25 protein-coding genes and 2 pseudogenes are annotated in these 24958 nt (G+C 74.4%); 7 read left to right on the top strand and 20 right to left on the bottom strand.

Translation table 11 applies throughout. The features are described 5' to 3' along the window. Positions 1-175 precede the first annotated feature (175 nt). The 3 genes and pseudogenes from OG799_RS02645 to OG799_RS02635 all read left to right on the top strand — a co-directional run bounded on the left by OG799_RS02645 (position 176) and on the right by OG799_RS02635 (position 3848). Positions 176-804: pseudogene (locus OG799_RS02645) on the top strand (TIGR03085 family metal-binding protein). A 124-nt stretch (positions 805-928) separates the two neighbouring features. Next, complete coding sequence (locus tag OG799_RS02640; protein WP_406042717.1) at positions 929-1879, top strand: terpene synthase; 951 nt, start codon at positions 929-931, stop codon at positions 1877-1879. A gap of 142 nt (positions 1880-2021) precedes the next feature. After that, the gene (locus OG799_RS02635) at positions 2022-3848 is read left to right on the top strand and encodes an AMP-dependent synthetase/ligase (RefSeq protein ID WP_406042715.1); all 1827 of its coding nucleotides are present in this window, start codon (positions 2022-2024) and stop codon (positions 3846-3848) included. Between the two features lie 66 nt (positions 3849-3914). On the opposite strand, the gene OG799_RS02630 is transcribed toward OG799_RS02635, so the two are convergent. Continuing rightward, positions 3915-5228: a low temperature requirement protein A gene (locus OG799_RS02630; protein WP_406042714.1), complete on the bottom strand. Its 1314-nt coding sequence runs from the start codon at positions 5226-5228 to the stop codon at positions 3915-3917. A 65-nt stretch (positions 5229-5293) separates the two neighbouring features. Then, positions 5294-6571, bottom strand: a complete 1278-nt coding sequence (locus OG799_RS02625; RefSeq protein ID WP_406042712.1) for a low temperature requirement protein A — start codon at positions 6569-6571, stop codon at positions 5294-5296. A gap of 164 nt (positions 6572-6735) precedes the next feature. Here OG799_RS02625 and OG799_RS02620 point away from each other — a divergent pair. Continuing rightward, positions 6736-7560 (top strand): annotated as a pseudogene (locus tag OG799_RS02620) (IS5 family transposase); the annotation flags it as partial. Positions 7561-7661: 101 nt separating this feature from the next. Here the strand turns inward: OG799_RS02620 and OG799_RS02615 are convergent. Continuing rightward, a complete protein-coding gene (locus tag OG799_RS02615) occupies positions 7662-9119 on the bottom strand; it encodes a PLP-dependent aminotransferase family protein (RefSeq protein ID WP_406042710.1) in 1458 nt (485 codons plus the stop codon). A 59-nt stretch (positions 9120-9178) separates the two neighbouring features. Here OG799_RS02615 and OG799_RS02610 point away from each other — a divergent pair, with 59 nt between their 5' ends. Continuing rightward, positions 9179-9862: a YitT family protein gene (locus OG799_RS02610; protein WP_406042708.1), complete on the top strand. Its 684-nt coding sequence runs from the start codon at positions 9179-9181 to the stop codon at positions 9860-9862. A gap of 253 nt (positions 9863-10115) precedes the next feature. Further along, positions 10116-10577 carry a hypothetical protein gene (locus OG799_RS02605; protein WP_406042706.1) on the top strand — a complete coding sequence of 154 codons (462 nt, stop codon included), beginning with the start codon at positions 10116-10118 and terminating at the stop codon, positions 10575-10577. Between the two features lie 171 nt (positions 10578-10748). Here the strand turns inward: OG799_RS02605 and hisF are convergent, their stop codons facing one another. The 12 genes from hisF to hisD all read right to left on the bottom strand — a co-directional run bounded on the left by hisF (position 10749) and on the right by hisD (position 19085). Further along, a complete protein-coding gene (gene hisF / locus OG799_RS02600) occupies positions 10749-11516 on the bottom strand; it encodes an imidazole glycerol phosphate synthase subunit HisF (protein WP_406042704.1) in 768 nt (255 codons plus the stop codon). Positions 11517-11589: 73 nt separating this feature from the next. After that, positions 11590-12588 (bottom strand): NADP-dependent oxidoreductase, encoded by a 999-nt coding sequence (locus tag OG799_RS02595; protein WP_406042702.1) that lies wholly within the window; start codon positions 12586-12588, stop codon positions 11590-11592. A 47-nt stretch (positions 12589-12635) separates the two neighbouring features. Next, a complete protein-coding gene (locus OG799_RS02590) occupies positions 12636-13067 on the bottom strand; it encodes an organic hydroperoxide resistance protein (RefSeq protein WP_406042700.1) in 432 nt (143 codons plus the stop codon). Position 13068: 1 nt separating this feature from the next. Continuing rightward, complete coding sequence (locus OG799_RS02585) at positions 13069-13515, bottom strand: MarR family winged helix-turn-helix transcriptional regulator (RefSeq protein WP_406042698.1); 447 nt, start codon at positions 13513-13515, stop codon at positions 13069-13071. Positions 13516-13597: 82 nt separating this feature from the next. Continuing rightward, positions 13598-14011 carry a RidA family protein gene (locus tag OG799_RS02580; RefSeq protein ID WP_406042696.1) on the bottom strand — a complete coding sequence of 138 codons (414 nt, stop codon included), beginning with the start codon at positions 14009-14011 and terminating at the stop codon, positions 13598-13600. Then, positions 14008-14736: a bifunctional 1-(5-phosphoribosyl)-5-((5-phosphoribosylamino)methylideneamino)imidazole-4-carboxamide isomerase/phosphoribosylanthranilate isomerase PriA gene (gene priA, locus OG799_RS02575; protein ID WP_406042694.1), complete on the bottom strand. Its 729-nt coding sequence runs from the start codon at positions 14734-14736 to the stop codon at positions 14008-14010. Before priA ends, OG799_RS02580 begins: the two co-directional genes overlap by 4 nt. A 16-nt stretch (positions 14737-14752) precedes the next feature. Beyond that, positions 14753-15076 carry a hypothetical protein gene (locus OG799_RS02570; RefSeq protein WP_406042692.1) on the bottom strand — a complete coding sequence of 108 codons (324 nt, stop codon included), beginning with the start codon at positions 15074-15076 and terminating at the stop codon, positions 14753-14755. Positions 15077-15143: 67 nt separating this feature from the next. After that, the gene (gene hisH / locus OG799_RS02565; RefSeq protein ID WP_406042690.1) at positions 15144-15767 is read right to left on the bottom strand and encodes an imidazole glycerol phosphate synthase subunit HisH; all 624 of its coding nucleotides are present in this window, start codon (positions 15765-15767) and stop codon (positions 15144-15146) included. A gap of 156 nt (positions 15768-15923) precedes the next feature. Further along, complete coding sequence (locus OG799_RS02560) at positions 15924-16085, bottom strand: hypothetical protein (RefSeq protein WP_406042688.1); 162 nt, start codon at positions 16083-16085, stop codon at positions 15924-15926. After that, positions 16085-16696 (bottom strand): imidazoleglycerol-phosphate dehydratase HisB, encoded by a 612-nt coding sequence (gene hisB / locus OG799_RS02555; RefSeq protein WP_406042686.1) that lies wholly within the window; start codon positions 16694-16696, stop codon positions 16085-16087. Before hisB ends, OG799_RS02560 begins: the two co-directional genes overlap by 1 nt. After that, on the bottom strand, positions 16696-17766 hold the full coding sequence (locus OG799_RS02550; RefSeq protein WP_406042684.1) for a histidinol-phosphate transaminase: 1071 nt from the start codon (positions 17764-17766) through the stop codon (positions 16696-16698). Before OG799_RS02550 ends, hisB begins: the two co-directional genes overlap by 1 nt. After that, the gene (hisD, locus tag OG799_RS02545; protein WP_406042682.1) at positions 17763-19085 is read right to left on the bottom strand and encodes a histidinol dehydrogenase; all 1323 of its coding nucleotides are present in this window, start codon (positions 19083-19085) and stop codon (positions 17763-17765) included. The genes OG799_RS02550 and hisD overlap by 4 nt, the downstream gene beginning before the upstream one ends. 106 nt (positions 19086-19191) lie before the next feature. Here hisD and OG799_RS02540 point away from each other — a divergent pair, with 106 nt between their 5' ends. After that, positions 19192-19896: an LON peptidase substrate-binding domain-containing protein gene (locus tag OG799_RS02540; RefSeq protein ID WP_406042680.1), complete on the top strand. Its 705-nt coding sequence runs from the start codon at positions 19192-19194 to the stop codon at positions 19894-19896. Here OG799_RS02540 and OG799_RS02535 read toward each other — a convergent pair. The 5 genes from OG799_RS02535 to lspA form a co-directional block, all read right to left on the bottom strand. Further along, the gene (locus OG799_RS02535) at positions 19811-20728 is read right to left on the bottom strand and encodes a DUF2567 domain-containing protein (protein ID WP_406042678.1); all 918 of its coding nucleotides are present in this window, start codon (positions 20726-20728) and stop codon (positions 19811-19813) included. The genes OG799_RS02540 and OG799_RS02535 overlap by 86 nt on opposite strands. Before the next feature lie 47 nt (positions 20729-20775). After that, the gene (locus tag OG799_RS02530) at positions 20776-22254 is read right to left on the bottom strand and encodes a MinD/ParA family protein (protein WP_406042676.1); all 1479 of its coding nucleotides are present in this window, start codon (positions 22252-22254) and stop codon (positions 20776-20778) included. Between the two features lie 168 nt (positions 22255-22422). After that, positions 22423-23292 (bottom strand): hypothetical protein, encoded by an 870-nt coding sequence (locus tag OG799_RS02525; protein WP_406042674.1) that lies wholly within the window; start codon positions 23290-23292, stop codon positions 22423-22425. A gap of 41 nt (positions 23293-23333) precedes the next feature. Beyond that, positions 23334-24278, bottom strand: a complete 945-nt coding sequence (locus OG799_RS02520; RefSeq protein WP_406042672.1) for an RluA family pseudouridine synthase — start codon at positions 24276-24278, stop codon at positions 23334-23336. Further along, complete coding sequence (lspA, locus tag OG799_RS02515; protein ID WP_406042670.1) at positions 24275-24898, bottom strand: signal peptidase II; 624 nt, start codon at positions 24896-24898, stop codon at positions 24275-24277. The genes OG799_RS02520 and lspA overlap by 4 nt, the downstream gene beginning before the upstream one ends. Positions 24899-24958 lie beyond the last annotated feature (60 nt).

Here is a 24958-nt window from a genome sequence, read left to right as displayed (position 1 = left end):
ACCGGTCGGTGCCAGCTCCGCCGACCCGGAGGGGATATGTCCAGCGTCACTCCTACGGCCGGCGGCCCGCCGACCAGGGCGGCCGGCGCCGTCGTGGGCGGACACCGAGCGGCCCGCCGGGGCGCCGGGCCGCCTCCGGCGCGCCGAAACGCCGCCGCGACCCTACGATCGGGCCATGCCGCGGTACGCCCGATCGGAGCGCGAGGCGCTCGCCGACCTGCTGCTGGACGTGGGCCCGGACGCGCCGACGATCAACGAGGGGTGGCGCTGCCGGGATCTCGCCGCGCACCTGGTCGTGCGGGAGCGACGGCCGGACGCCGCCGCGGGCATCCTGCTGCCGCCGCTGCGCCGGTACGCCGAGGCGGTCCGCCGGCGGGTCGCCGCCCGTCCGTACCCGGAGCTGGTGGCGCGGGTCCGGCGCCCGCCCGCCTGGAGCCCGGTGAGCAACCCGCTCACCGACGAGCTGGTCAACACGATGGAGTTCTTCATCCACCACGAGGACGTGCGGCGGGCCCGCCCGGGCTGGCTGCCCCGGGACCTGCCGGCCGGCCTGTCGGCGGTGCTGTGGAAGCGGGCCGCCGTGCTGGCCCGGTGGCGTTGCGCCGGTTCCCCGCCGACCTGCTCGTCCAGGCGCCCGGGTTCGGCGAGCTCACCGTCGGCCGGGGCGGGGAGCGGCTGCGGTTGGTGGGCGCGCCGGGCGAGCTGGCCCTCTTCCTGTCCGGCCGGCAGCGGGTGTCCCGGGTGCAGATCGACGGTCCGGCCACCCCGGCCGACCGGTTGCGCAGGGCCAGCCTGGGCTTCTGACCGAATGTGCGGAAACGGTCACGGGCGAATCTGAACGGACCTCGACCCAGCGATCGGGACCGATTTGTGCTCCCGTACGCTGCTGCCCGCCGCCCCGCCCGCGGGCGGTGGGTAGGGGGCACGGATGCGGAGTTTCGCCGTCTCGGCACTGCGCGAACCCCCCTTCCCGGCGCGCCGGCACGCCGCCGTCGAACTGGTCGCCGGGGAGAGCACCGGGTGGGCGCGCGACCTCGGCCTGGTGGCCACGGCGGGCGGGCTGCGCCGGTTGCGCGGGGCCGCCCCGGCGGAGCTGGCCGGCCGGGCCTGCCCGGACGCGCCGGTCGACCGGTTGCGGCTGCTGACCGACCTGATCTCCTGGCTGTTCGTGATGGACGACGCCTGCGACGAGGACGGGCTGGGCGCCAGCCCCACCCGGCTCGCGCCCACGGTGGCGGACCTGCTGGGGGTGCTGGACCGGCACGGTGATCCGACGGCGCCCCGGCCGGTGGCGGCCGGGCCGCTCGGCATCGGGCTGGACGACCTGTGCCGGCGGGTCCGCGCGCTGGACCGGCCGGCGCTGCTGCTGCGGCTGATCAGCCAGCTCCGGGAGTACCTGCTGGCGTTGCTCTGGGAGGCGGCGAACCGGGAGCACCGCCGGGTGCCCGGGGTGGCCGAGTACGTGCAGATGCGCCGGCACACCGGTGGCGCCCGGCCCAGCTTCACCCTGACCGACCTGGCCTACGACGGTCTGCCCGGCGCGGGTCGGCGGGCCGACCCGGCGCTGGCCGCGCTGGACGGTCTCGCCACGGACCTGGTCTGCTGGTGCAACGACCTGTTCTCCTACGGCAAGGAGTTGGGCATGGCGCCGGACGTGCACAACCTGGTGACCACGATCGCCGGGGAGAGCCGGCAGGGCGAGGAGGCGGCGCTGTGGGCGGCGGCCGACCGGTTCAACGCGGGCCTGGCCACGTACGCCGAGCGGGAGGCCGCGTTGACCGGCGCCGGGGACGAGTCGGTGCAGGCCTTCCTGGTGACCCGCCGGAACTGGATCCGGGCCACCTACGACTGGTCGCTCACCGTTTCCCGGTACGCCTGATCCGGCGTTCCACGTCCCGGGACGCCGGCCGCCGTGGAATGGGAGGGCTAGCCGCTGCCCCGGTGCAGGCAATACTCTTCGGTAACCGCAGAATGGCGTGACCCCCGTCACGTCCTGTCCACCCCCGAAGGCGGCTACAGCGATGGCTCTCGATGTACCGTACCGTTCCATCCCCGACATGTTCCTCAAGCGCGTGGCGGCGACCCCCGACCGTCGCGCCTTCGCCCACCCCGCCCCCGACGACTCGGGACCGGTCTGGCTGAGCTGGGAGCAGGTCGGTCGGCGCGCCAAGGCGGTCGCGGCCGGGCTGCACGGGCTCGGCGTCGGCCTGGAGGATCCGGTGGCGATCCTGGCCAACACCCGCCTGGACTGGGTGATCGCCGACTTCGGCATCATGTGCGCGGGCGGCGCGACCACCACCGTCTACCCGACCACCGAGCCCGAGGACGCGACCTACATCATCGCCGACTCCGGGTCCCGGGTGCTCTTCGCCGAGAACCCGGCCCAGGCCGCGAAGATCGCCGGCGCCGAACTGCCGGCGCTGACCCACGTGGTGCTCTTCGACGGCACCCCCGACCCGGCCGCCGCCGTCCCCCAGCTCACCCTGGCCGAGCTGGAGGAGCGCGGGGCGCGGGCCCTGGAGGCCGAACCGGACCTGATCGACATGCTGGTCGCCGGGATCGGGCCGGAGCACCTGGCCACCCTGATCTACACCTCCGGCACCACGGGCCAGCCCAAGGGCGTCGAGCTGCTGCACGGCGGCTGGTGCTGGGAGGCCGTCGTGCAGGCCGAGACGAGCCTGCTGCGCGACGACGACCTGCAGTACCTCTGGCTGCCGCTGTCGCACTCGTTCGGCAAGACCCTGCTCTGCGGCTCGACCCACGTCGGCCTGCCGACGTACGTCGACGGCCGGGTGGACAAGCTGGTCGATCTGCTCGCCGTGGTGCAGCCGACGCTGATGTGCGGCGCCCCCCGGGTCTTCGAGAAGGTCTACAACCGGGCGGTCACCACCGCGCAGGACGCCGGCGGCGCGAAGGCGAAGATCTTCGCCTGGGCGGTCGGCGTCGGCAAGGCGAAGGTCGCCCTGGAGCAGGCCGGCAAGCCGGTCCCGGCCGGGCTGAAGTTGAAGTACGCGCTGGCCGAGAAGCTGGTGTTCAGCAAGCTCCAGGCCCGGCTCGGCGGGCGGATCCGGGTGCTGGTCTCCGGCGCGGCGCCGCTGAGCCCGGAGATCGCCACCTTCTTCGCCGCCGCCAACCTGCCCATCTCCGAGGGGTACGGCCTCACCGAGACCAGCGCCGGCAACTTCGTCAACCCGCCGGACGGGCTGCGGATCGGCACCGTCGGCCGGCCGATGGGCGACCTTGAGTGCCGGATCGACACCGACGGTGAGATCCTGGTCCGCGGCGAGCCGGTGATGCGCGGCTACCACAACCTCCCCGAGGAGACCGCCGCCGCGTTCACCGAGGACGGCTTCTTCCGCACCGGCGACATCGGCAGCCTGGACGACGACGGCTACCTGCGCATCACCGACCGGAAGAAGGACCTGGTCAAGACCTCCGGCGGGAAGTACATCGCGCCGTCGCACATCGAGGGCATGTTCAAGGCGATCTGCCCGTACACCTCGCAGGCGATCGTGATCGGGCAGGCCCGGAACTACTGCACCATGCTGGTCACCCTCGACCCGGACGCGATCAAGGGCTGGGCGGCCGGTGGCCCCCTCGCTGGCCGGGAGTACGCGGAGATCGTCGCCTCCCCGGAGGCGCAGGCGATGGTCGACGGGTACGTGGCCCAGCTGAACGCCAAGCTCAACCGGTGGGAGACGATCAAGAAGGTGACCATCCTCCCGCGCGACCTGACCATCGAGCACGGCGAGATCACCCCGTCGATGAAGATCAAGCGCCGGGGCGTGGAGAGCAACTTCGCCACCGAGATCGACAAGATGTACGCCGGGACGCTCGCCGAGCTCTGAGCGCACCCGTACCGGCCGGCGGCCGTGCCCCTCCGTCCCGGGGCACGGCCGCCGGTCCGTCAGCGGTCACAGGTGCCGCTGCCGCCACCGGCTCTGCTCCACCTCGGCGTCCATCTCCTCCTCCAGCGCGAGCTGGCGGACCTGGCGCCGCCGCCCGTCCTCGCTCACGGTCTCGGCGACCGTGGCGGCGACGCTGAGGACCGCCAGCAGCGCCAGCGCCACCAGCTCCGGCAGCCGGGCGGCCACCGGGGCGACCAGGGCGAGCACCGCCACCGCCGCCAGCAGCGGCCAGTGCACGGCCCGCAGCGCCCGCCGGGCGCAGGCCGCGAGGCTGAGCAGGTAGAGAGCCACCCCGCCGTACAGGACGGTGATCCAGAAGCCGCCGAGCGCCACCCCCCAGGTCGGCGTGTCGGACTCCGCGGCCTCCGCGAGCAGGTCCTTGAGGCCGAGGGCGAAGAAGATGATCCCGGCGACCATCGGCAGGTGCAGGTAGGTGTAGACGTCCCGGGCCAGCCGGGCGCGCGGCGCCGGCTCCCGGGTGTGGTGCAGCGTCTGCTCGACCGCGAAGGCCAGGGTGTCGAAGTACGCCCACCACAGCGCCGCCACGACGGCGATGCCGAGTGCCGCGGCGACCACCACCGGGCCGCTCAGCGGCAGGCCGCTGATGAACTTCGGGCCGATCCCCAACGCGATGACCGACTCGCCGAGGGCGACCAGGATGATCAGGGCGTGCCGTTCCGCCCAGTGCCCGGCGGAGACCACCTGCCAGTACGCGCCGCCCAGCGCCATCCCGGCGCCGTACTCCACCACCAGCGCCGCCGTCCAGAGGGCGAGCTGGAGCGCGATCGCCGCGGGCCGGTCGGCGACCCGCTGGGGCACCAGCCCGGCGGCGAGCAGCAACGCCGAGGCGACCACCGGCAGTGCGGCGAGCAGCAGCCAGCGCCGGCGGCGGACCGGGTCGGACCGGGCCACCCAGCCGAAGATCGCGAGCTGCGCCGCGCGGACCAGGAAGTAGCAGCCGGCGAAGACCAGCGGGCCGTTCAGCCCGCCGGGCCGGTCGACGAACGCCCCCGGCATGCTCAGCGCCAGCAGGAAGATGGCGGCCACGGTCACGAAGCCGACCACCGGCAGCACGCCCTGGTCGGCGCGGACCAGGTTGCCGACCATGGCGAAGCCCGTCCAGCACCACCACAGCAGCGCCAGCACCAGCAGGCAGCGGAACAGGTTGACCGGGGTGGGCAGGCTCGCGGTCAGGCTGGTGACGTTGAGGAAGGCGAAGACGAAGACCAGGTCGAAGAAGAGCTCCAGACGGGTCGTCCGGGACCCCGGCGCGCCGGGCCGCACGCCCCGCGACCACCGGGTGCCGCCGCCGTTCCCCACCTGCGCAGTCTCCCAGCCCCGGCGGTCGGCCCGAGCCCGATCCGGGCAGGTCGGAAAGGCTCGCGCTAGCGGCCGGGCGGCGCGCCCGCGCCGTGCTCGTCGAGGAAGGCGTCCCGCAGCGCCCGGCGGGCCTCGCCGAAGAGCACCACCTCGACGGCCACCATCGCGGCGCAGACCAGCGCGAGCAGCCCGAGGGCGGCCAGCGCCGGCAGGTGGTCGGCCACCGGCAGCAGCGCCACCAGCAGCACCATCGCCACCACCCGGGGCCAGTTGACCGAGCCCATGTTGCGCAGCCGGAACCCCAGGTGCCCGAGCAGGTAGAGGATCACCCCGCCGTAGAGGGCCAGCAGGCCCAGGCCGTGCAGCGGGTCGGTCAGCCGGTGGTGGCTCTCGTCCCCCACGTACGCGAGGACCTTCTTGAAGCCGAGGGCGAGCAGGATGATCCCGGCGACCATCGGCAGGTGCAGGTAGGTGTAGGAGTCCCGGCCCAGCGCGGCCCGCTCGGCGCCCTGGGCCCGGTGCAGCACCCGCTCGGCGGCGATCGCCACCACATCGAAGTACGCCCACCACAGCGCGGCGGCGACGGTGATGCCGAGGAAGGCGGCGACGATGATCGGCCAGGAGATGGGCAGCGCGGTCACCCCGACGCCGAGCGCGACGAGCGACTCGCCGAGCGCGATAATGATGATCAGGCCGTGCCGTTCCGTCCAGTGTGCGGCGGAGTAGAGCTGCCAGCCCCGGGCGCCGATGGCCATGATGCCGCCGTAGTCGATGGCGAGGGCGAGCACCCAGAGCAGGGTGCGGATCGCGACGACCCGTTGCGGGTCGTCGCTGAGCTGCTGGGGCAGCAGCGCGGCGGTGAAGAGCAGGGTCGCCCCGCCGAGCATCGGCAGCGCGGCCCGCAGCAACTGCCGACGCAGCCCCTCGTCGCCCCGGGCGGCGTGCCAGTAGATCACCAGGTGCAGCACCCGGACGGCCAGGTAGCAGGCGGCGAAGACCACCGGGCCGGAGAGCCCGCCGGGCAGGTCCACGAACGCCTCGGGAATGGTCACCGCGACCACGAACATGGTCCCGATGACGGCGAACAGGGCCAGCCGGACCACGCCCTCGTCGGCCCGCAAGGTGTTGCCCAGCCAGGCGTAGCAGCACCAGCACCACCAGAGCAGGGCCAGCACCAGCATGCCGCGGCCCAGCCCGCCCCAGGTCAGGTCGGCGGCCATCAGCGCGGTCACCTGGGTGAGCGCGTACACGAAGACCAGGTCGAAGAAGAGCTCCAGCGGGGTCACCGTGGCGCCCTCGGTCATCACCCGCATCCGCGGCGCGCGCCGCCTCCCGTCCGTCACCGCGCAAGTGTGGCAGCCGGCGCGGCGGGCCGTCGTCCCCGCATTTTCGGCGCGTCGCCGGCCTCAGAGACCGTCGGGTAACCGATTGAGGGCGGGCTGTTACGGCGAGAAACGTCGATGTCGGGTGCTCGACAAATGCGTCATCCCCGCCATGATCTTGATGTGTGTGCAACAGGGATCTTGGCGGGGACGACGCCCGTAGATGCTACTCATCCAGCCTGACCGACGCGATGTGGGCTGTCCTGGCTCCGTTGATGCCGGTGCGTGACCTGCGCAAAGGCGGACGTCCGCGGGTGTACGACGATCGGTTGATTCTGAACTCGATCTTCTATGTGCTGCGGTCGGGCTGTGCGTGGCGGTTGATGCCTCACGATCTGGCCCCGCCGGACGCGGCGCATCGGTGGTTCACCACCTGGCGCCGAGACGGCACGTGGGATGCCATCCACGACGAACTGCGGCGGCAGGTGCGCGTGCAGGCCGGGCGGGAACCCGAGCCCACGGCGGCGGTTCTGGACGCCCAGTCGATCAAATCCAGTGAGGGAGGTGAGTCTCGTGGATTCGACATGGGTAAGCGCACCACCGGCCGGAAACGACACCTGATCGTCGACACGATGGGACTCCTGCTCGTCGTCGCGGTCACCTCCGCCTCGGTACAGGACCGACCCGGCGGACGGGCGCTGCTGCACCGCCTCGCCGCCACCTTCACCACCATCGCCGTCGTCTGGGCCGACGGTGGCTACGCCAACAGCGTCGACACCAGTCTGCTGACCTGGGCCAAGACCCAACTCGGCATCCTGCTGCAGATCGTCAAACGCACCGACGACGTCAAAGGCTTCCAGGTCCTACCCCGCCGCTGGGTCGTGGAACGCACCTTCGGCTGGCTGATCCGCAACCGACGCCTGGCCCGCGACTACGAACGCCTCACCACCAACTCCGAGACCATGATCAAAGTCGCAATGATTCGACTCATGGCGATACGCCTGGCCCGTCAACCGACCCGATGGGCCAACACCGCCGAACGTGCAGCCGCTCGACGCATCAACGCCGAACAACTTTTCACAACGTAACCATCCGGTTACCCGACGGCCTCTCAGGCGATGACGGAGGGTTCCCGCCACTGCGGGCGGCCGGCGCGGTCCAGGTCGTAGCGGACCGCGGCGAGCCGACCCACCGCCTCCACCAGGTCCGCGGCGGGCAGGGTGAAGGGCAACCGGAGGAAGCGTTCGAGGGTGCCGTCCAGGCCGAACCGGGGGCCGGGCGCCAGCCGTACGCCGACCTCCTCGGCGGCGCGGGCCAGGGCGCTGGAGATCGGGCCGTCCAGCTCGGCCCAGAGCGTCACGCCGCCGCGCGGCACGGCGACCCGCCAGTCGGGCAGCCGGTCGGCCAGCGCGCCGATCAGCGCGTCGCGCTGGGCGGTGAGCTGGGCCTGCCGGGCGGCCACGATGGCCGGGGCGTCGGCCAGCAGGTGCACCGCGACGAGCTGGTCGAGCACCGGGCTGGCCATGTCGACCCCGACCCGGGCGGCGGCCAGCCGCTGCACCTGCGGGGCGGAGGCGCGGACCCAGCCGATCCGCAGGCCACCCCAGTAGGGCTTGCTCATCCCGCCGATGGAGATGACCCGGGAGTGCCGGTCGAAGGTGGCGGTCGGCGGCGGCAGCTCGGTGCCGTCCAGCGGCAGGTCCACGAAGGACTCGTCGATGACCAGGTCGGTGCCGGCGGCGTGGGCGGCGCCGACCAGCCGCTCGCGCAGCTCCGCCGGCATCAGGTGGCCGGTCGGGTTCTGGAACTCGGGGATCAGGTACGCCAGCTTCGGCCGGGTCTGCCGGATGCTGCCCAGCAGCAGGTCGGCGTCCCAGCCCGCGCCGTCGGCCGCCAGCCCGTGGGTGGTGATCCGGGCCCGGCGGGCGGCAAGCGCCGCGAGCGCGTTGGGGTAGGTCGGGGACTCGACCAGCACGCCGCCACCGGGCGACAGCGCCAGTCGCAGCACCAGGTCCAGCGCGTGCTGGGTGCCGCTGGTCACCATGATCTGCTCGGGGCTGGTCGGCAGGCCCCGCTCGGTGTACGACCGGGCGACCGCCTCGCGCAGCTCGATGATCCCGGTCGGGTGGTAGCCGGCCCCGCTCAGGTACCGCGGCAGGTCCTCGGCGGCGGCCCGGGCGGCGGGGACGAGCTGGCTCGGGGCGGCCAGCGCGGCGACGCCGAGGTCGATCATGTCCCGGTCGTCCAGCGGGGTCCACAGGCCGGTGCTGGCCACCCGGTGGGTGCCCGGGAGCATGGTCCAGCTGCCGGCGCCCCGGCGGCTGGCCAGGTGGCCGGTCTCCCGCAGTTCCCGGTACGCGGCGGTGACCGTGGTCCGGCTGATCCGCAGCGCCTCGGCCAGCTCCCGCTCGGCCGGCAGGCGTACCCCCAGGGGAAGCCGGCCGTCGGCGAGCAGTCCGCGGACCGCGGCGGCGAGCGCGGCGTAGTCCGGGCTGCGCCGGCGGCCGGGCAGCGCGTGCCACTGACCGAGCAGCCGGGCCAATTGGGTGCCACGCACCTGCGTCGTCATGGCCACCCCTCCCAAATTGGCTGCTTCAAGTGTGGAGATTGGCCCCTAGGGTGGCATGCATGGCAGTGATTGGCAATCTCCGGTACCGGCCGGCCAGGCGGCTGAGCCAGCTCTACGTCGGGCTCGCCCTCTACGGCGTCAGCATGGCGCTGATGATCCGGTCCGGCCTGGGGCTCGACCCCTGGGACGTGTTCCACCAGGGGCTCGCCGGGCAGACCGGGCTCTCCTTCGGCACGGTCACCATCGCCGTCGGCGCCGTCGTCCTGCTGCTCTGGATCCCGCTGCGGCAGCGCCCCGGCCTGGGCACCGTCAGCAACGTCGTGGTGATCGGCCTGGTGGTGGACGCCACCCTCACGGTCCTGCCGACCCACGCGCCGCTGCCGGTACGGATCGGGCTGCTGGTTGTCGGCATCGTGGCCAACGGCGCCGCCACCGGCCTCTACCTCGGCGCGCGGCTCGGCCCCGGCCCGCGCGACGGCCTGATGACCGGGTACGTCGCCCGCCGCCCGGGCCGGTCCGTCCGGCTGGTCCGCACCGTCATCGAGGTGACGGTGCTGGCGCTGGGCTGGCTGCTCGGCGGCACCGTCGGAATCGGCACCGTCGCCTACGCGCTCGCCATCGGGCCGCTGGCCCAGGTGTTCATCCCGCTCTTCGCGGTGGCCCCGGCTCCGCAGCCGGCGGCGTCCACCCCGGAGCCGGCGGTCTGCGCCGGTCCCGCCGGCCCAGCGGCCGAGGCGGCCTGACTCATCCGCGCCCGCTCCGGCCCGTGCGCCGTCGCCGCGGCCGACCCCCGAGCCGGAGCCGACGCGCGCGCCGCCACGGCCCGCGCCGCGCCCCATCACCGGGCCGACGCGGGCGGGGTGTGGACACCCACCGTCACCGGGGGCACGCCGACCGCCACCGGATGGGATCGCTTGGACCCGCGGTGAGCTGCGGTGATGTCCGATCGGGAAACTGGGTGTTTCTTCCGCCGTCGACGCCGGGCATCATTCGTGCATGGGGGAGAACGGATGGCGCTGGACCGACGCCTGGATCTTCGTCTCACTGGTCATCGCGAGCGGCGCCGGCCGGCACCGCCGGTCGGCCTCGACCCGGCGGCCCGAGGGCGTGCGCCTGGCTGACGTGCTCTCCACCGCCGACCACCTCAACCAGGCCATCCCGGAGCGGCACGAGGTGGAGGGCGCGGTCCGCCGGCTCGCCGGCGCCGGGCTGGTCAGCGTCTCGGACGGCTGGTTCCGGATCACGCCGGACGGGGAACGGCTCTGGCGCACCCGGCCCAGCGCCGGCGTGGCGACCACGGTGGACACCGTGCAGGGGGTGCTGAGCCGTCGGCACACCCCGGGTACCACCGACTGGAGCCTCGCCGAGGACGACCACGCCGCCGCCGTCCAGGAGTACGCCGTCCGCTCGATCCCGGCCCCACGCCGCTCCCCCGAGGGCCACACCGGCCGCGGCTGACCTGCCTCCGACCCCGAGCCCGGCCCTGGCCGATCGCCAGATCGGCGACCTGGCGCCATCCGACGCACCCGGACGCCGCCACCTCGGCGAGCTGGAGTCGATCACCGGGAGGGGCCGCTACCTCGGTGACGCGGCGTTGCGGTGCCGGGGTGACGGGCGGGGCGGGGTGGGTCAGCGGACGGGGTGGCCGGCTGCGCGCAGGGCGTCCTTGACCTCGCCGACGGTCAGCTCGCCGAAGTGGAAGACGCTGGCCGCCAGCACCGCGTCGGCGCCCGCGCCGATCGCCGGCGGGAAGTGCGCCACCTCGCCGGCGCCGCCGCTGGCGATCACCGGCACGTCGACCACCGCACGGACCGCCTGGATCAGCGCCAGGTCGAAGCCGGCCTTGGTGCCGTCGGCGTCCATCGAGTTGAGCAAGATCTCCCCCGCGCCCAGCTCCGCGCCGCGCCGCGCCCACTCGACGGCGTCGATCCCGGTGCACCGGCGACCGCCGTGGGTGGTCACCTCGAAGCCGCTCGGGGTGGTGCCGGCCGGGGCCCGCCGCACGTCGAGGGAGAGGACCAGCACCTGGCGGCCGAACCGGTCGGCGATCTCGGCGATCAGCTCCGGTCGGGCGATCGCGGCGGTGTTCACGCCGACCTTGTCCGCGCCGGCCCGCAGCAGCGTGTCGACGTCGGCGACCTGGCGTACGCCGCCGCCGACGGTGAGCGGGATGAAGACCGACTCGGCGGTGCGGCGGACCACGTCGAGCATGGTCCCCCGGTCGCTGGCGGAGGCGGTGACGTCGAGGAAGGTCAGCTCGTCCGCGCCGGCCCGGTCGTACGCCGCCGCGAGCTCCACCGGGTCGCCGGCGTCGCGCAGGTCGAGGAAGTTGACCCCCTTGACCACCCGCCCGGCGTCCACGTCCAGACACGGGATCACCCGTACCGCCACCGTCATGTCGCGAGCCTATCCAACGCGCACGGCACGGCGGCCGACCCGACCGGGCCGACCGCCGTGAACGAGTTCCGGGTCACACCCGGACGAGCATCTTGCCCAGGTTCTCACCGCGCAGCACGCCGAGGAACGCCTCCGGGGCGTTCTCGATGCCGTCGACGACGGTCTCGTCGTACGAGATCTTCCCGTCGCGCAGCCAACCGGACATCTCCTGGACGAACTGGTCGCGCAGGTGGCCGTGGTCGTTGACGAGGAAACCGCGCAGGGTGAGCCGCTTGCCGATGACCAGGGCCAGGTTGCGCGGCGCGGCCGGCGGCTCGCTGGAGTTGTACTGGGCGATCATGCCGCAGACGGCGACCCGGCCGTGCAGGTTCAACGCCGAGATCGCGGCCTCCAGGTGCTCGGAGCCGACGTTGTCGAAGTACACGTCGATGCCGTCCGGCGCGGCGGCCTTCAGCGAGTCGCGCACCGGGCCGTCGTGGTAGTCGAACGCGGCGTCGAAGCCGAGCGCCCCGAGCCGCTCGACCTTGGCGGCCGAGCCGGCGCTGCCGATCACCCGGGACGCGCCCCGGAGCTTGGCGATCTGGCCGACCATGCTGCCCACCGCGCCGGCCGCGCCGGAGACGAAGACGGCGTCGCCGGGCTTCATCGCGGCCACGTCGAGCAGACCGGCGTACGCGGTCAGGCCGGTCATGCCGAGCACGCTGAGGTACGCGCTCACCGGCGCCAGGCTCGGGTCGACCTTGCGGGCCGCCTTCGCGTCGAGCAGCGCGTACTCCCGCCAACCCAGGCCGTGCAGGACGGTGTCGCCGGGCTTGAGCCCCTCGGCCTCGCTGGCCACCACCTCGCCAATGGCACCGCCGTCGAGGGGGGCGTCGAGCTGGAACGGCGGCACGTACGACTTGACGTCGTTCATCCGGCCCCGCATGTACGGATCGACCGACATGAACTGGTTGCGGACCACGATCTGGCCCGGACCCGGGGTGGGCACCTCGGTGGTGACCAGGCGGAAGTTGTCGGCCGTGGGCCAGCCCTGGGGGCGGGAGGCCAGGTGGATCTCACGGTTGGTGCTCATCGGAGTCTGTCCTTTCGTACGCGAGGGAAGCGGGCCGGGACGGGCGCTCAGGCCGACGCGGCCTCGCGGACGGTGCGGACGACCTCGATGTTGCCACGGGTCGCGTTGGAGTACGGGCAGACCTGGTGGGCGGCCTCGACGAGCTGCTGCGCGGCGGCGCGCTCGACGGCGGGCAGGTCCACCACGAGGGCGACGGTCAGGCCGAAGCCGCCGCTGCCGTTCGGGCCGATGCCCACCTCGGCCTCGACGACCGAGCCGGTGACGTCGGCCTTGGCCTTGCGGGCGACGAGCCGCAGCGCGGAGTGGAAGCAGGCCGCGTAGCCGGCGGCGAACAACTGCTCGGGGTTGGCCGCGCCGCCGGCGCCGCCCATCTCCTTCGGGATCGCCAGGTCCAGGTCGAACGTGCCGTCCGAGGTGCGGACGTGGCCGTCCCGGCCGTCGCCGGTGGCCCGGGCGGAGGCGGTGTAAAGCACCTGCATGTCACTGCTCCTTGTGTCGGTGGATCGTCTCGGTGACCCGGGTGAGGGTGTCGCGCAGACCCACCAGCTCGGCCTCGGTGAGCCCGGTGGCGCAGGCGATCCGCATCGGCACGCCGTCCATCCGCCGCCGCAGGTCCCGACCCCGCTCGGTGAGACCCACCTCCACCCGGCGCTCGTCGCGCGCCGAGCGGTTGCGGACCACGAGACCCGCCGCCTCCAGGCGCTTGAGCAGTGGGGAGAGGGTGCCGGAGTCGAGCCGGAGCTGGGCGCCGAGCCCGGAGACCGTGGGGGCCTCGTCGCCGCGCTCCCAGAGCACGAGCAGCACCAGGTACTGGGGGTAGGTCAACCCGTGCTCGTCGAGGATGGGCCGGTAGACGTCGGTGAGGGCGCGCGACGCCGCGTAGAGGGCGAAGCACACCTGCCGGCGCAGCACCAGATCATCGGTCACGGCCAGAACCGTAGCGTGCAATTAAGTTGTGCACAACTAGTCTGGGTGCGACGTGGCCGTCCCCACAGCGGGGCGGCCGGGGTCACCGGTCGCCGAGCCAGGCCTCCAACTCGACCTCCACCAGCAGATCCGGGTCGATCAGCCCGGCCGCCACCACCATCGTCGCCGCCGGCCGGACCGCCCCGAAGATGGCGTTGTGCGCCCGGCCGACCTCGTCTGCGTAGCTCCGGTCGGTGATGTACATCCGGGTCCGCACCACGTCGCCGGGCTCCGCGCCCACCTCGGCCAGCGCGTCCAGGCCGATCCGCAACGCCTGAGCGGTCTGCGCCGCGGCGTCCCCGACGTGCGCCACCCGCCCGTCGACGGTCGACGTGCAGCCCGCCGTCCAGACCAGGTTCCCGGCCCGCACCACCCGCGAGTAGCCGTAGACGGCCTCCCACGGGCCACCCGAGCCGAGTCGGGTGACGACGCCGTCGTCGCCCGCGACCGCGGTCACGCCGCGGCCCGCAGCGTCTCCAGCGCCTCGGCGACGGTGAACGCGCCCGCGTAGAGCGCCTTGCCGGTGATCACACCCTCCACACCGACCGGCTCCAGGGTGGCCAGGGCGCGCAGGTCGTCCAGGGTCGAGACGCCGCCGGAGGCGATCACCGGGGCGTCGGTGCGCCCGCAGACCTCGCGGAGCAGGTCCAGGTTCGGCCCGCGCATCGTGCCGTCCTTGGTGATGTCGGTCACCACGTAGCGGGAGGCACCGGCCTTGTCGAGCCGCTCCAGCACCTCGAACAGGTCACCGCCGTCGCGGGTCCAGCCCCGCGCCGAGAGGGTACGACCGCGCACGTCCAGCCCGATCGCGACCCGGTCGCCGTACTCGCCGCAGACCCGGTCGCACCACACCGGGTCCTCCAGCGCGGCGGTGCCGATGTTGACCCGGGCCGCCCCGGTGCCGAGCGCCGCGTGCAGCGACTCGTCGTCCCGGATCCCGCCGGAGAGCTCGACCTTCACGTCCAACTGCCGGACCACCTCGGCCAGCAGGTGCGCGTTGGTGCCCCGGCCGAACGCGGCGTCCAGGTCGACCAGGTGGATCCACTCCGCCCCGTCGGCCTGCCAGGCCAGCGCGGCCTCCAGCGGGTCGCCGTAGGTGGTCTCGCTGCCGGCGGCGCCCTGCACGAGCCGGACGGCCTGGCCGTCGGCGACGTCCACGGCGGGCAACAGGATGAGGCTCAACGCTCTACTCCTCGCTTCAGGTACGACGGTCCAGGGCGATCACCACGATCGCCGGCAGGACCAGCAGCAACAACACGACCAACGCCAGCCGCAGCGCCAGGTCGTCGACGAAATACCAGATCCCCACCAGCGCCGCCCCGGTGAGCAGCACGATCGCCGCCCGCTCGCCCCGGGTGTGCCGGGCCAACCGGCCCGTACGGCCCCGCCGGATCGTCGGCGTCAGCCGGCGTACGACGGCGCGGCGGCGTTCCCGGCGGGCCACCCGGCGGCGCCGGACCGCGCGCTCGGCCTCCGCCTCGGCCTGGCGGACCGCCCGACGACGGGCCCGCTCCTTGCTCACCTCGCGCTCACAGCGCCACGTCGGGTTCGCGACCGCGGGGCTCGCAGACCCGGCTCACTCCTCGCGCTCACAGCGTGGTGAGCCAGTTGCGCAGCAGCGCGGCACCGGTGTCGGCCGACTTCTCCGGGTGGAACTGGGCGGCCGACAGCGGGCCCCGCTCCACGGCCGCCACGAAGTCGGTGCCGTGGTGCGCGGTGGTGACCTTGGCGCCCGCGGCGGCCAGACCCGCCAGGTCGTTCACCGCGTACGAGTGGACGAAGTAGAACCGGCTGTCGGCGGGCAGGCCGGCGAAGAGCACCGAACCCTCCGGCGCGTGCACAGTGTTCCAGCCCATGTGCGGCAGCCGCTCGGCGGGCAGCTTCGTCACCCCGCCGGGCAGCAGCCCGAGGCCCTTGGTCACCACGCCGTGCTCGTGACCGTGCTCGAAGAGCACCTGCATGCCGACGCAGATGCCGAGCACCGGCCGACCGGCTGTCACCCGCTCGGCGATGACCGGACCGGCGCCGAGCGCCTCGATCCCCGCCATGCACGCGGCGAAGGCGCCCACGCCGGGCACGACCAGGCCGTCGGCCTCGGCGGCGGCGGCCAGGTCGTCGGTGACCGTCACGTCCGCGCCGGCCCGCTCCAGGGCGCGCTCGGCCGAGCGCAGGTTGCCCGAGCCGTAGTCGAGCACCACGATCCGCTTGCTCATGCCGGCACTCCGCTGCGCTCCGTGCCGACATGAGACACCACGGCACTGTGCCTGATGATTCGCTCGCTGCGCTCGCTCATGCCGGCACTCCGCTGCGCTCCGTGCCGACATGAGACACCACGGCACTGTGCCTGATGATTCGCTCGCTGCGCTCGCTCATGAGCCCTCCCCGGGCAGCAGCCAGAGCAGCCCGCCGACGGTCGCCAGCACGGCCAGCAGCCCGGTGACCACCACCGCGGACCGCGGGGCGCCCTGCTTGTGCAACGACCAGGTCCCGCCGGCCAGCACGCCCGCGAGGATCAACAGCACCGTCCCCATCAGAGCGCGCCCTTGGTGCTCGGGATCGCTCCGGCGTTGCGCGGGTCGATGGAGGTGGCCTCGCGCAGCGCGCGGGAGACCGCCTTGAACTGGGCCTCGACCACGTGGTGGGCGTCCGCGTGGCCGCCGGGGCGGGCCGCCCGCAGCACGTCCACATGCAGGGTGATCCGGGCCGCCTGGCCGAAGGACTCCCAGATGTGCCGGGTCATGCTGGTCGGGTAGACCGGCCCGATGTACGGCGGGAGCGCCGGCTCGTCGTGCAGCACGTACGGCCGGCCGGAGAGGTCGACGGCGGCTCGCACCAGCACCTCGTCCATCGGGACGGTGGCCGAGCCGTACCGCCGGATGCCGGCCTTGTCCCCCAGCGCCTGGTCGAACGCGGCGCCGAGGGCGAGCGCGGTGTCCTCCATCGTGTGATGCGCGTCGATCTCCAGGTCACCGACGGTGCGCACGGTCAGGTCGAAGCCGCCGTGCCGGGCGATCTGGTGGAGCATGTGGTCGTAGAAGCCGACGCCGGTGCTGATCTCGGCCTGGCCCGTGCCGTCGAGGTCGATCTCGACGAGGACCTTGGTCTCCTTGGTGATCCGCTCCACCCGGGCGGTCCGGCTCATCAGATTCTCTCCATCGCGGTGAGGAAGGCGTCGGTCTCGGCGGGGGTGCCGGCGGTGACCCGCAGCCAGCCGGGCAGGCCGACGTCGCGGACCAGCACACCGTGCTCCAGCAGGGTGCGCCAGGCAACCGCCTGGTCGCCACGCACCTCGAACAGCACGAAGTTCGCGTCGCTGTCGGCGACCCGGTGGCCCCGGGCGCGCAGCTCGGCGACGATCCGGTCGCGCTGCTCCATGATCGCGACGACCGTGCCGAGCAGCGCGGCACGGTGGGCCAGGGCCGCACGCGCCGCGGCCTGGGTGAGCGCGGAGAGGTGGTACGGCAGCCGGACGAGCTGCACCGCCTGCACCACGGCCGGGTCGGCGGCCAGGTAGCCCAGCCGCCCACCGGCGAAGCCGAAGGCCTTGCTCATCGTCCGGGTGACCACCAGCCGCGGGTGACCGGGCAGCACCGCCAGGGCGCTGACCGTGCCGGGCCGGGCGAACTCGGCGTACGCCTCGTCGACGACCACCATGCCGGGCGCCTCGTCCAGCACCGCGGCGACCACGGCCGGGTCGAGCGCGGTGCCGGTCGGGTTGTTCGGCGAGCAGAGGAAGACCACGTCGGGGGCGTGCTCGCGGACCTGCGCGACCGCCTCGTCGGCGGTCAGCCCGAAGTCGACGCCGCGCCGCGCCGGGATCCAGCCGGTGCCGGTGCCGAGCGCCAGCAGCGGGTGCATCGAGTACGCCGGGACGAAGCCGAGCGCGGTGCGCCCGGGGCCGCCGAACGCCTGGAGCAGCTGCTGCTGGATCTCGTTGGAGCCGTTGGCCGCCCAGACCTCGTCGACGGTCAGCCCGTGGCCCAGGTAATCCGCCAGGTCGGCGCGGAGCGCCACCGCGTCCCGGTCGGGGTAGCGGTTGAGGTCGCGCAGCTCGGCCGCGACGGCCTTGCCGATCGCGTCCACCACCGGCTCGGGCACCGGGTAGGAGTTCTCGTTGGTGTTCAGCCGCACCGGCACGTCGAGCTGCGGCGCCCCGTACGGCGTCAGCCCGCGCAGGTCGTCCCGGATCGGCAGGTCGTCCAGCGTCGTCACGACGTGCCCTCCGCGAAGCGCACGCTGACCGCCTGGCCGTGTGCCGGCAGGTCCTCCACGGTCGCCAGGGTGACCACGTGCCCGGCGACGTCGCGCAGCGCGTCCTGGCTGTATTCGATCAGGTGGACGCCGCGCAGGAAGGACTGCACCGACAGGCCCGAGGAGTGCCGGGCGCAGCCGCCGGTGGGCAGCACGTGGTTGGAGCCGGCGCAGTAGTCGCCGAGCGACACCGGCGACCAGGCGCCCACGAAGATCGCCCCGGCGTTGCGGACCCGCAGCGCCCATTCGCGGGCGTCCACGGTCTGGATCTCCAGGTGCTCGGCCGCGTACGCGTCGACCACCCGCAGCCCGGCCGCCAGGTCGTCGACCAGGACGACGCCGCTCTGCTCGCCGGTGAGCGCGGTGGTGACCCGCTCGACGTGCTTGGTGGCCGGCACCTGCCGGGCCAGCTCCCGCTCGACCGCGTCGGCGAGCGCCACCGACGGGGTGACCAGCACACTGGCCGCCAGGGGGTCGTGCTCGGCCTGGCTGATCAGGTCGGCGGCGACGTGCGCCGGGTCGGCGGTGTCGTCGGCGAGGATGGCGATCTCGGTCGGGCCGGCCTCGGCGTCGATGCCGACCACGCCGCGCAGCAGCCGCTTGGCGGCGGTCACCCAGATGTTGCCCGGGCCGGTGATCAGGTCGACCGGCTCGCAGCGCTCCGCGCCGTCCGGGTCGACGGTCGACCCGTACGCCAGCATCGCCACCGCCTGGGCGCCGCCGACGGCATACACCTCGTCGACGCCGAGCAGCGCGCACGCGGCGAGGACCCGCTGGTCGGGCAGGCCCCCGTTGTCCTGCTGCGGCGGGCTCACGACGACCAGGGAGCGGACGCCGGCCGCCTGGGCGGGGACCACGTTCATCACCACGGTCGACGGGTACATCGCCAGACCGCCGGGGACGTAGAGGCCGACCCGGTCGACCGGCACCCAGCGCTCGGTCACCGTGCCCCCCGGCACCACCTGGGTGGTGTGGTCGGTGCGCCGCTGGTCGGCGTGCACCTTGCGGGCCCGGGTGATCGACTCCAGCAGCGCGGCGCGCACCTGCGGGTCGAGGGTCCCCTCGGCCTCCTTGATCGCCTCCACCGGCACCCGCAGGCGCTCCGGGGAGATGCCGTCGAACCGCTCGCTGGCCTCCCGGATCGCCGGGTAACCATGCTCCCCGACCGCCTCCACGAGAGGGCGGATCCGCTCGACGGCCACCGACACGTCGAGCCGGGCACGGGGCAGCAGGTGGCGCGGGTCACGCACCCCGCCGCGCAGGTCGATCCGATTCAACACCCTTGCGAGTCTAGGCGGCCGGTCCGGGAGCCGACCCGCGCCGCCCGGAGGCCGGGACGGTGAGCCGGGACACGCCGCGGGGCCGTGATCGGGATACGCTCGACGCGTGACTGCGCGGCTGCCGGTGTTTCCGCTCGGGACGGTGCTCTTCCCCGGGCTGGTGCTGCCGCTGCACATATTCGAGGAGCGCTACCGGGCGCTGGTGCGCCACCTGGTCGGGCTGCCCGAGGGGGCGCCGCGCGAGTTCGGCGTGGTGGCGATCCAGGCCGGCTGGGAGGTGGCCCCGGCCGGGCCGCCCGGCCGGCCGATCCCCGGCGGCGGGGACGTGACGCTGCACGAGGTGGGCTGCACCGCCGAGCTGCGGCAGGTCACCGAGCTGGCCGACGGCGGTTTCGACATCGTCACCGTCGGCCGGCGCCGGTTCCGGGTCGCCGAGGTCGACGACCGCTCCGCGCCGTACCTCACCGCCGAGGTGGAGTGGCTGCCCGAGCCGACCGGCACGGACGAGGTCGCCGACCTGCTCGCCGCCCGGGTGATCTCGGTGTTCCGGCAGTACCTGGGGCTGATCCGGCCGGCCCCGGAGGAGATCTCCGAGCAACTGCCCGAGGACCCGACGGTGCTGTCGCACCTGGTCGCCGCCACCGCCGCGCTGACCGTCGCCGACCGCCAGCGGCTGCTCGCGATCGACGACACCGCCGGCCGACTCCGCGCCGAGCTGCGGCTGCTCAACCGCGAGGCGGCTCTGCTGCGCCAGGTCCGGGCGGTTCCGGTGCCGCTGAGCGAGCTGGCCGGTCCGCCGGCGCCGAACTGAGCCCCTCCGTCGGGCCGACCCCCCACCCGCCGGCCCCGGCGGCCGGCGGCGGCCAGGCCCCGTACGGCTCCGGCTCGGGGCGCAGCGACGGCCAGCGGGACCAGCCGGCCAGCAGGGTGTACGTCACGGCGGCGCCGAACGCGGGCAGCAGCAGGTTGCCGTGCGGGACGACGAACCAGTCCACTCCACCGGCCCGCAGGTCGGCCGGCTTGGTGAAGGGCTGCCCGTCCGGGGCGGTCTCCAGCAGCCGCTGGTAGGTGGAGAGGCCGATCCGCCGGCCCACCTGCCAGGCCACCACCGCCGCGCCGAGGCCGCCCAGCGTGCCGGCGAGCAGCCCGACCGGCCCGCGGCGGCGGCGCAGCAGGAACCACAGGGCGATCGCGGCGAGCACGCCGAAGCCGAGCCCGAGCACGCTGAACCAGCCGTCGGCGGCGATCGGCTGCTCCGGCTGCGGGGTGGCGTAGATCGCCCCCTCGGCGGTCTTCACCACCGGGATGTCCGGCGCGACGGCCGTCCAGAGCAGCCCCAGCGGGGCGCCCAGGACGGTCAGCAGGAACGCGACCCCCACCGTCAGCCCGACGGCCCGGCGGACCCCGCGGGCGGGCCGGGCGGTCACGGCGGGCCCGGCGATCGTGACCGGGCGGTGCTCGGCTCCCGGGCCGGCCCAGGGGAACGGCTGGGTGCCCGGCGCGCCGGCCGGGGTGCCGGCCGGCGCCGGCAGGCCGGCGGGCGGGTCGACGGGCGGCGACTCGGGCCGGGGCTCCGCGCCGGCGGGACCGGGCTCGCCGGGCCGGTGCGTGGCCCGCTCAGGGTCAGGGGTGTCCGAACTCACCCGATGATCCTCTCAGGAGCCGGACGGCCGTGGGGCGGCGGTGGCGGTCAGCGGGCGAACGGTTCCAGCATCACCGCGGCGGCCTTGAGCCAGGCCTGCCGGGTCTCCGGCTGGAGCTGGTGGTACTCGATCGAGGAACCGGTCTCCAGCGCCGGGTCGTACGGCACCACGGCGACCGCCCGGGTCCGGGTGGCGAAGTGCCGCTCCAGGTCGTCCTGGAGCGACGAGCGGCCCGGCGTCGGGCAGGAGATCAGGGTGACCGCGTTGTCGGCCAGCTCCCCCATCCCCACCTCGTGCAGCAGGTCGAGCATCCAGTCCGCGCTGAACGCGGCGTCCTCGCGCGGCACGGTGGTCACCACGAGCTGGTCGGCGGCCTGCATGACGGTCCGCCAGTTCGCGCTCTCCACGTTGTTGCCGGTGTCCACGCAGACCACGTCGTGGGTACGCCGCAGCAGCTCCAGCACCCGCTTGACGGTGAACTGGTCCAGCCGCTGGGCGAACCGGGGGCTCTCCTCCCCGGCCAGCACGTCGTACGAGCCGTCGGAGGCGTGCCGCAGGTAGTCGTCGAGGTGTTCCAGGAGGGTGGCGCCCTCCAGGATCTCGATCTGGGCGAGGTCGTGGATCAGGTGCCGGATGGTCCGGGCGTGCCGGGCGCTACCGGCGCGCAGGCCGAGGGTGCCCCGCAGCTCGTTGTCGTCCCAGGCGAGCACCCCACGCCCGCGGACGCTGCCGACCGTGGCGGCGGCGAGCACGGTGGCGGTGGTCTTGTGCACCCCGCCCTTCGGGTTGGCGAAGGCGAGCACCCGGGGGGTGCCCAGCTCGCGGCGGAGCACGCCGGCGGCCCGGTCCACCTCGCTCTCCGGGGCGGGGGCCCGCCACTCCACCCGGGCCGGCTCGACCCGGGCCGGGTAGCCGTCGGCGATCGCCGGGGCCTGGTACGCGGCCGGCGCGGGCGCCGGCTCGGGCGGCTGGTAGGTCTCCGGCCGGTAGCCGCCGTTGTCCAGCAGCGCGTACCGGGACTCCACCGCCGGGGGCTCGTGCCGGTAGCCGTTGTCGAGGACGGAGTACCGGGACTCGACGGAGGCGGACCCCCGGTGCGGCTCCCGGTCCGGGTAGGCCGGTTCGGGGTCCGCCCGGTACGGCGGGTCGGCCCGGTAGGACGGCTCCGCGGCGTAGCCGGGCTCCACCGGGTAGGACGGCTCGGCCCGGTAGCGCGGCTCGGCCTGGTGTCCGGGGTCGAGGCGGTAGGCCGGCTCGACCCGGTAGGTCGCCTCGACGCGGTAGGCCGGCTCGGCGCCGTACGACAGCTCGGCGGGATGCCCGATCGCCTGGGCCCGCCCGGACCAGCCGTTGCCCGCGCCGCGCCGGGGCGGCGTCTCGGGCGGCGCCGCCGGGGGCTCCTCGGCGTGCTGGTCGGCCTCGGCGTGCTCCGCGCCGCGGCCGCCGAGCCGGGCCCGGTCGAGCAGCGCCCGCCACCGCGGTGCCGGCTCAGCCTGCCGACCCCAGCCGGTTTCGCTGCCGTCCAAGGCTCGCCCTCCCCAGCCACATCGATCTCCGCCTGACAGGCTACGAACGAAACCCTATTCGGACCACACCCGTCCGCGCACATCCCCCGGTGGGCATGCTCACCTGGGTGCCGTCGGCGCGCCGCCGCCGGCCGCGTCCGGGGAGGTCGGAGCGGTGATGGGCGGCGTTCACCCCGGCGCGGACCGGCCGGGGTCGGGTGAGCGTGCGCTCACCGTCGGTGCGGCTTCCGACGAATCGCCCACGGTGGGGGCGCTCCCGGCCGGCGCGGCTGACGCCCCGGCCAGTGCCGCGTCGGCGGGTGGCCGGGCCACGTCCCGCTGCTCGGGCAGCGGCGGGGTGAAGACCGTCCGGTCCAGCCGGCTCACCTCCGGGGCCGGGTCGACGGCCCGCACCCCGGGCCGGGCGGCCAGGCCGCGCAGCGCATCCGACGTGGCGCGGATCACCGCCGCGTACACGCAGGCGCACGCCGACCGGTACGCCGCCGCCTCCTGCGCCGCGACCCGCGCGCCGCTGTCGTACAGCCGGCGCAGGTCCGCGTCGTCGGACGCGGCGGGGGCGGCGGCGCGCGCCCGGTAGTCGGCGGCCTCCCCGTCCTTGCGCGCGGCCACCTCGGCCATCCCGCCGACCACGTCCTGCGGTACGCGCAGCGCGGCGATCCGGACGATCTCGGTCTGCCGGCCGGCCAGCGGCACCCGGGCCACCACCGCCGAGACCGGCGCCCCGCCGAGCGTCGCCGCGACCCGCTGCGGGGTCAGGTACGCCGAGAAGGACACCAGCGCGTACGTGCCGGCGGCCGGTCCGGTCGGGTCGGTCAGCCGGGCCAGCTCGTCGGCGGCGGTGCGCAGGTACCCGGGGATCGGGTCGCCGGCCGCCACGCCGACCCGGGTCACCTCGCCGACGGTGCGGTCAGTCACCGGCTCGCGTTGCCCGACCCGGGCGGCGACGAGCAGGACCGCGAGCGCGCAGAGCAGCGCCACCCAGGTCAGCCCGGACCGCGCGATGCCGCGGCGCGGGCGCGGCGACGGATCGGCGGGCACGGTCATCCCCTCGTCGGGCGATCTACGGATCGGCGCGGCGCTCAGTCGCGCAGGATCTCCAGCGCGCGCGCCAGGTCGTCGGGGTACTCGCTGACGAAGGTGACCTCGTCGCCGGTGCGCGGGTGCGCGAAGCTCAGCGAGCGGGCGTGCAGCCACTGCCGGCTCAGCCCGAGCCGGGCCGAGAGGGTCGGGTCGGCGCCGTAGGTGATGTCGCCGACGCACGGGTGGCGCAGGGTCGAGAAGTGCACCCGGATCTGGTGGGTACGGCCGGTCTCCAGGCGGACGTCGAGCAGGCTCGCCGCCGGGAACGCCTCCAGGGTGTCGTAGTGCGTGATGCTCGGCTTGCCCCCGGTGACCACCGCCCAGCGGTAGTCGTGGTGCGGGTGCCGGTCGATCGGCGCGTCGATGGTGCCGCGCAGCGGGTCGGGGTGGCCCTGCACCACGGCGTGGTAGCGCTTCTCCACCTCGCGGTACTTGAAGGCCCGTTTCAACGCGGTGTACGCCGGCTCGCTCTTGGCCACCGCCATGATCCCGGTGGTGCCCACGTCGAGCCGGTGCACCACGCCCTGCCGCTCGGCGGCGCCGCTGGTGGAGATCCGGTGGCCGACCGCGGCCAGCGCGCCGATCACGGTCGGGCCGGTCCAGCCGGGACTGGGGTGGGCGGCCACGCCGACCGGCTTGTCGACCACCACGATGTCGTCGTCGGCGTACACCACGGTCAGGCCGGGCACGGCCTGCGGCACCACGGTCGGCGGGGCGGCCGGGGCGGGCAGGGTCACCTCCAGCCAGGAGCCGGCCTTGACCTTGTGCGAGTTGGCCCGGACGGCGCCGTCGACCAGCGCGTCCCCGGCGTCGACCAGGGCCGCGGCGGCGGTCCGGGAGAGCCCGAAGAGCCGGGACACGGCCTGGTCGAGCCGCATCCCGTCGAGGCCGTCCGGCACGGGCAGGGAGCGGTGGTCGCCGCCGGCGGCGAAGGCCGAGGTCATGCCCGCCCCCGCTGCTCGCTGCCGGTGGCCGCCGCGTCGCCGGACCCGACCGGGCCGGTCGGCTCGGCGCCGGCCCGGCGGCCGTCGCGCTGCCGGCCGGTCAGCTCCAGCACCACGGCCAGGATCACGCCGCAGACGAGCGAGCTGTCGGCCAGGTTGAACACCGGCCAGACCTGCCCGTACGGGTCGAAGAGGCTGATCATGTCGACCACGTGCCCGACGAAGTGGCCGGGCGCGCGGAAGATCCGGTCGGTGAGGTTGCCGAGCGCCCCGCCCAGCACCAGGCCGAGGGAGACCGCCCACGGCAGCGACCGCAGCCGTACCGCCATCCAGGCGATCCAGCCGATCACCCCGATGGTGATCAGCGGGAAGACCCAGGTGTGGCCGGAGCCGATGCTCCACGCCGCCCCACTGTTGCGGGTCAGGGTCAGGTAGACGGTGCCGCCGAGCAGGGACACCGGTCCCCGGCCGGTCAGCCCGCTGAGCGCGAGCTGCTTGGTGACCAGGTCGGCCAGGAGCGCCACCAGGGCGACGCCGAGCAGGATCCCGACCGCCCGGCGTCGGGGCGTGCCGCCGCCCGACTCAGCGGTGCCGGCTCCGGCGGGCGGTGCTGCGGTCATCTGCTCCCCATCGACGCTCTCGGCGGTGATCCCTCACCGTCTCCACTCCGCCGCCGGGGA

This window comes from Micromonospora sp. NBC_00898 (assembly GCF_045207895.1).
In the GTDB taxonomy this organism is placed as follows: Bacteria; Actinomycetota; Actinomycetes; order Mycobacteriales; family Micromonosporaceae; genus Micromonospora.
The sequence above is the reverse complement of the archived record's forward strand: the minus strand, read 5'-3'. Positions and strand labels throughout refer to the sequence as shown.

Coding starts and splice junctions, on each gene's coding strand:
- hisB (WP_406042686.1), bottom strand. CDS start 16,696: ATGAGCCGGACCGCCCGGGTGGAGCGGATCACCAAGGAGACCAAGGTC.
- OG799_RS02615 (WP_406042710.1), bottom strand. CDS start 9,119: ATGACGACGCAGGTGCGTGGCACCCAATTGGCCCGGCTGCTCGGTCAG.
- OG799_RS02560 (WP_406042688.1), bottom strand. CDS start 16,085: ATGGGGACGGTGCTGTTGATCCTCGCGGGCGTGCTGGCCGGCGGGACC.
- OG799_RS02590 (WP_406042700.1), bottom strand. CDS start 13,067: ATGCAGGTGCTTTACACCGCCTCCGCCCGGGCCACCGGCGACGGCCGG.
- OG799_RS02595 (WP_406042702.1), bottom strand. CDS start 12,588: ATGAGCACCAACCGTGAGATCCACCTGGCCTCCCGCCCCCAGGGCTGG.
- OG799_RS02610 (WP_406042708.1), top strand. CDS start 9,179: ATGGCAGTGATTGGCAATCTCCGGTACCGGCCGGCCAGGCGGCTGAGC.
- OG799_RS02640 (WP_406042717.1), top strand. CDS start 929: ATGCGGAGTTTCGCCGTCTCGGCACTGCGCGAACCCCCCTTCCCGGCG.
- hisH (WP_406042690.1), bottom strand. CDS start 15,767: ATGAGCAAGCGGATCGTGGTGCTCGACTACGGCTCGGGCAACCTGCGC.
- lspA (WP_406042670.1), bottom strand. CDS start 24,898: ATGACCGCAGCACCGCCCGCCGGAGCCGGCACCGCTGAGTCGGGCGGC.
- OG799_RS02635 (WP_406042715.1), top strand. CDS start 2,022: ATGGCTCTCGATGTACCGTACCGTTCCATCCCCGACATGTTCCTCAAG.
- hisF (WP_406042704.1), bottom strand. CDS start 11,516: ATGACGGTGGCGGTACGGGTGATCCCGTGTCTGGACGTGGACGCCGGG.
- OG799_RS02605 (WP_406042706.1), top strand. CDS start 10,116: ATGGGGGAGAACGGATGGCGCTGGACCGACGCCTGGATCTTCGTCTCA.
- OG799_RS02520 (WP_406042672.1), bottom strand. CDS start 24,278: ATGACCTCGGCCTTCGCCGCCGGCGGCGACCACCGCTCCCTGCCCGTG.